3 protein-coding genes are annotated in these 5,995 nt (G+C 64.1%); 2 read left to right on the top strand and 1 reads right to left on the bottom strand.

Annotated features, from left to right (window positions below; genetic code table 11):
* Positions 1 to 55 precede the first annotated feature (55 nt).
* Positions 56 to 2,113, top strand: coding sequence for a hypothetical protein (locus FJ222_11630; protein MBM4165073.1), 2,058 nt, complete (start codon positions 56 to 58; stop codon positions 2,111 to 2,113).
* A 98-nt stretch (positions 2,114 to 2,211) separates the two neighbouring features.
* Positions 2,212 to 4,278: a hypothetical protein gene (locus FJ222_11625; GenBank protein MBM4165072.1), complete on the top strand. Its 2,067-nt coding sequence runs from the start codon at positions 2,212 to 2,214 to the stop codon at positions 4,276 to 4,278.
* A gap of 15 nt (positions 4,279 to 4,293) precedes the next feature.
* Here FJ222_11625 and guaA read toward each other — a convergent pair whose 3' ends face one another.
* Positions 4,294 to 5,835, bottom strand: coding sequence for a glutamine-hydrolyzing GMP synthase (guaA, locus tag FJ222_11620; GenBank protein MBM4165071.1), 1,542 nt, complete (start codon positions 5,833 to 5,835; stop codon positions 4,294 to 4,296).
* Positions 5,836 to 5,995: the final 160 nt, after the last annotated feature.

Here is a 5,995-nt window from a genome sequence, read left to right as displayed (position 1 = left end):
CTACGGGGGCTCGGTCATCGGCCGATTCGCCTACGCGGTCATTGACACCTCGGGATTGCTCGACGCGCATCGGGTGTACGACCCCGCCACCAACCGCTGGCTCGGAACCTCGCTGGGGGAGGTACGTCTTGCTACCAACATCCTCAGCCGCAAAGACCTCACCAATACAACCGCATTCACCGCTAATCGCGATGCCGTCCGATCGGCTGGCCGCTATGAAACGGTGGCCGAACTCGCCACGCTCAACGGCGGCATCGACTATGCGAAACTCGCCAACTTCGAAGTCTTCTCGCGGTACAGCACCGGCGCTGTCCCAGGCGTGACCACCTACAACCTGTTCGGGCTGACGACGAATCGACTGGGTGCTGATCGAACAGCTATCAACCAAGCCTTGACCGATGCCGGCTGCACCGGCACGGCGCCTCTGACGACGATGTCTCGCCCTAATGTCCTGTACGCCGCACTCATCGATTATCTGGACAGCGACTCAGTCATGTGCAGTCCCGGGGGAGGGGTCGCCGCACAATTCAACCGCCCCATCACAGAAAAGCTGCCGATGTTGACCTGTTTTGGCGTAACCATGTTTTATACCAATAGCACCACCGATTCTATCAATTACACGCATACCATCACCTATACACCCATCATCAATTACGTCAAATGGCCGGTTAGCGATTCCACGGCAACGGACTTTCCGTTATCCTTCAGGGGCGCTCTGGGTTTTGTAAATACGGCCCCGCCAAGCTCGGTTGCCGGCAAGCTGGCACCAAGCATCTGCAAGTCCGGAACCTCTGTGCCTCCAATCACAACCAATTCGCCACCCACGTCTTATGCGGAATCACTCCTTTTTACGCCTGCTTCCGTATTTTCGGTCTCTGTCACAACCAACAACAACACAATCCCTTTCCCTCAGTTTGATGTCTACGTCTGCACAGAGGTGTATAACAACGTGGGCACACGTTGCACGTATTTTCCAGCCAACGTACCCATGGCGGAACAATTGTCCAGCCTGCCCCCGACAAACTACCCCCCAGCCAGCTTTATGCCATTCTGGGCGCGTCTTCGCGTTGATCTGAACGGAACGCCTGCCGCGTTTTGGAACAATGGCCGAACCGTTACGTTCTGGGCTGAGTGTGTAGAGCCTCGTTTCGCTTACAGCACAACCGTCCCCGGGCAATGGCGATCCTCTTGCGTCGGATCGTTTCCCTCGTCCATAACGAATATAACCAGTGCTCCTCCTGCGCAACGTTACACGCGCAGCACACTGCCTCTTTACGCTGGCATTCTGAACAACCGTACCTGGGCCAGCAGAGCCGGGCTTGAAACGAATCGCATGGACGGTGTGTATGAGCTCACGGTGGGCGGTGTACAACTCGACGCACTCGATGCTCAACTCAAGATGCACGTCGCCAACGCCCCGTTGCAGACGCCGGGTGACCTGGGCTATCTGCTCTGCGGTCCGTGGGAAACGGTCCGGCTTTACGACCACTTCCCCTTTGATGCGACGCCCGATGACTACCACCGGGTGCTCGACACTTTCGAGCTGCGCGATCCGGCCGCCGCGCCCTTCGGCAAGGTCAACCTCAACAGCGCGCCCGTCGATGTTCTGGCGCTCCTCTACCTCGGCATGCCGTTGCGTTCGGAGAAAGCTGGCAATTATTTGGCCAGTTGGAACTCGGCCGGGACAGATGCCGCCCGACCGCTCACCCTCACGGTCACCACCCCTGCCTTGCCTGCGCCGCTGGCCGCCAACCTCCACGCCGGCCTGCGCGCAAACGGTCCGGTCCGCGGTCTCGCCGACCTGGCCAGCGTCTATTCCGCTGGCAGCTCGTCTGCTCAGTTGCTCAAGACTTACCTCGCTTCTTTCGGGAGCAGTCAGGACGTCGGCGAATTCGAAAGGGAGGCAGTGATCCGCAACATCGCCGGTCTGCTCACCGTCAAGCAGCAGATGTTCACGATCATCCTCCGCGCCGACGCCTTCACCACGCGCTTTGCATCGGATAAGCTCAAGGACGGCACGGTTCTTTCTTCGGCCACTGCGATTGCGCAGGTCTACCGCGACGCGGCACCTCCGCATCAGGTCACGGTGCGGTTGTTGAAGATCCTGGAGTGAGAAGGGGGCAGGGGTCTTGCCTGAACCCTGAACCCTGAACTCTGGGCCTTTCACCGAAAAACGATTTGTGTTATCATGCCGATCTTCAGTGGTGAACTATGAAACGAATTTATCTCATTCCCCTGCTCGCCCTTCTGCTGACCGGCTGTTCGAAGCCTCAGTATTCCAGCGTGTTGCTGATCACGGTGGACGGGCTGCGTGCGGACATGCCGGGCTGTTACGGCGGGCCGGCGGACACGCCCGCGCTCGACCGTCTGGCACGCGAGAGCATTCGCTTTGACAAGCTGACGACGCCCGCCCCGCTGACTCTCCCGGCACACGCCTCGCTCCTCACGGGCCTCAACCCGCCCGAACACGGCCTGCGGATCGACGCCTTCGGCGGTTTGCCGCCGACGATCGTCACGATGACCGAATCGTTGGCCGCCGTCGGCTTTCAAACGGCGGCCTTCGTCAGCTCCCCGCATCTCGCGCCGATCCACGGCCTGGATCGCGGCTTTGCGGTCTATCACGCGCCCGTCCCCGGCGCGGAACACGCCATCCTGTTTCAGTCGCCGCTCGCGCTCACCCCGGATGGGGCCGAGCCGCCGGCCGCCCCGCTTCCCCCGCCCTTCCCGGAGCACACCGACCTCGCGGTGGCGGCCCGTTTCCGCTCGTGGTTCACGGCCCGCCAGCCCGATGCGCCCTGGTTTGCGTGGGTTCAGTTTTCCGGAACGGCCCTGCCGCGGCTGGACGGCTCGGGGGCACCGATCGACGCCGCCGACACCAACGCCTATGTGAAGGCCGTCGCCGCAGTGGACGCCGCCATCGGGTCCGTCCTCGATGCCTTGAACGCCACCCCCGACGCGGCGAAGACGGTGGTCCTGGTCACCGCCTCTTCCGGCGAAGCGCTTGGCGACAACGGGGAATACGGCCACGGTCTCCTGCTTCGGGCGCCCACCCGCCGCGTCCCCGGCCTGCTGCGGCTGCCCACCCGCCGCGGCGCGGGCACGCGCATCTCCTACAGCGCCGGTCTCGTGCAGGCGGCCCCCACCCTTCTGGACCTCGCCGGCGTGCCTCCGTCCCGGACCCAGGCGGCCAACTGGTCATCCCGGCGCCAGGTCAGCGTGCCGGCCCCCATTCCCATACCGGGACAGCTTGGAAAAACCTTTCAAGCCTCCCGTTTTGACTCGCTCGCGCCCTATCTGCTGGGCTATGGCGCAGGGGCTGACACCGCCGTCTATTCCGAGACCGAATACCCCTTCGCGCTCTTCCGCTGGCGCCCCCTGGCCTCGTATCAGGCGGGCAACTGGGTGTATATAGACAACGAGCCGCCGGAGATCTACGACTTGTCGGACGACCCCCTGGAGCAGAAGAACCTCGCCGAGACGATCCCCGACAGCGTCGTGCGCCTCTCCATCCGTTTTGAACGGCTGCGGGATGCCATGGCCACGCGCGCGCCCGTTGACACCTCGGAGTCCAACGCCGTCTGGCAGGCGCTGTCGGCGTGGGGCCAGACCGGACGGCCCAGCCGGAAGAGCCAGGCCGAACGCGCCCGGCCGCACATTGGCCTCCTCACGCAGGAGAACAAAGTCCTTCGTCCGGCGGTTGACACGGAGCTGGCGGCGGCGGCGGCCCGGCTCCTGCCCCTGCTGCCCGGGACCAATGAAGCGGAGCGGGTTCGTGAACGGATCAACGCCTGCATCGCCCGCTCACCGCAGACCGCCCGGTTCCTCCTGTGGCGCGCCACGCTGAACGCCGCCGACACCAATCTTCTGCCAGACGTCATTGCCGACCTCTCCCGCGCGGTCGACTGCGATCCTGACGATGACGCCGTCGTCGCCTGGCTCGGGCGCAGTTGCTTCGCCGCAGGCGACTGGATCGGCGCGCTCGAGCATCTGCGCCGCGCGCGCAAGCTCAATCCCGCCAATGCCACGGCCCTGGAGCTGCTGCCCCGCGTGTTGCAGGTTGCCGCGAACGCGACGGCCCAGGCGGAAGACCTCGCCACGGCCCTGCAATTGGTGGAGGAGCTGATCACCTTCCAGCCCACTCTGGACAACCGCATGTGGCGGGTGCGGCTCCTCATCGCCCGCAACCGCAGCACGCAGGCCAAGCAGGAACTGCGCAACATCCTCTACGCCAACCCCGACTACTACGCGGCCAAAGACCTGCTGGAAAAATTGCGGTGACCGGGAGCGTTCCGCCTACTCCCATTCGATCGTGGCGGGGGGTTTGGAGCTGATGTCGAAGACGACCCGGTTGATGCCGCGCACCTCGTTGATGATGCGGTTCGAGATGCGGGCGAGGGTATCGTACGGGACGCGCGTCCAATCGGCCGTCATGGCGTCGATGCTGTCGACCACCCGCAGCGCGCAGACATTCTCGTAGGTCCGCTGGTCGCCCATCACACCCACCGAGCGCACGGGGAGCAGGACCGCGAAGGACTGCCAGATCTGCCTGTAGTTCGGCAGTTTGCGCATCTCCTCCTGCACCCGCAGGTCGGCCTGCTGCAGGAGGCGGACATTCTCGGCGTTGACCTCGCCGAGGATCCGCACGCCCAGGCCGGGGCCGGGGAACGGCTGGCGGTCGAGGAGCTCGGCGTCCAGGCCCAACACGCGGCCGACGGCGCGCACCTCGTCCTTGAACAGCTCGCGCAGCGGCTCGACGAGCTCGAACTTCAGGTCCGGCGGCAGCCCCCCGACGTTATGATGGCTCTTGATGGTATGGCTCGGCCCCTTGAGCGGGCTTTGGCTCTCGATGACGTCGGGGTAGATCGTCCCCTGGCCGAGAAACTTGCAATTCTTGAAACGGCGGGCCTGTTCCGAAAAGACATCGATAAACGCGTGACCGATGATCTTGCGCTTGCGCTCGGGGTCGGTGACGCCCTTCAACGCATCGTAAAAACGCTGCCGGGCGTCAATGACATGCAGATCCATGCCGAGCTTGGCGCGGAACATCGTTTCGACCTGCCGATCCTCGCCGGCGCGGAGCAGCCCGTTATCCACAAAGATGCAGTGAAGCCGGTTGCCGATCGCCTGGTGCAGGAGCGCCGCCACGACGGACGAGTCGACGCCGCCGCTGAGGCCGAGCACCACCTCTTCGCCGCCGATCTGACGCTTGAGCGCCGCGACGGTCTCCTCCACCCACGAGGCCAGCTTCCAGTCGCCGCTGCAGCCGCAGATCGGGAAGAGAAAGTTATGGAGAATCTGCTGGCCGTTCTGGGTATGGACGACTTCGGGGTGGAACTGCAGCGCGAACAGATTGCGCCCCTCGTGGCACATGGCGGCCACGGGGCAGGCGAGCGAGCGGGCGGAGGCCTTGAAGCCGGGGGGCATGGCGGTCACCTGATCGCCGTGGCTCATCCAGACGTCACTCTCATCGGGCAGCCCGGCGAAGAGGCGGTTGTTGGGCATTATGGCGATGCGGGTGTGGCCATATTCCCGATGATCGCCCGGCGTGACCGTGCCGCCGAGCGTCCGGGCCGTGAGCTGCATGCCATAGCAAATGCCCAGCACCGGGATGCCCAGCTCAAAGAGGGCCGGATCGCACTGCGGGGCGCCCGTCTCAAAGACGCTGTTCGGGCCGCCGGAGAGGATGATACCGGCGGGCTTGCGCGCGCGCAGCGCCTCTGCGGGGGTGTCAAACCGGATGATCTCGGAATAGACATGCTGTTCGCGAACCCGGCGGGCGATGAGCTGGGTGTACTGCGAACCGAAATCCAGAATGGCAATCCAGGTGTGGGACATAAGCACTCGACTGATGAGGGGTTGGACGCACAGGCACCGGTGACGGCCGCCGACGCTCATGCCGGTCGCCACGCACGAGAGTCAGTGTATCTGATTTTCAGGGCGAGGGCAATTCCGCAGCAGCCAGTAATCAGGGGGGGGGAGAGTGTGGGTGTGTGGG

The organism is Lentisphaerota bacterium (genome assembly GCA_016873675.1).
GTDB lineage: Bacteria > Verrucomicrobiota > Kiritimatiellia > RFP12 > JAAYNR01 > VGWG01.
The sequence above is the reverse complement of the archived record's forward strand: the minus strand, read 5'-3'. Positions and strand labels throughout refer to the sequence as shown.

Coding starts and splice junctions, on each gene's coding strand:
- FJ222_11625 (MBM4165072.1), top strand. CDS start 2,212: ATGAAACGAATTTATCTCATTCCCCTGCTCGCCCTTCTGCTGACCGGC.
- guaA (MBM4165071.1), bottom strand. CDS start 5,835: ATGTCCCACACCTGGATTGCCATTCTGGATTTCGGTTCGCAGTACACC.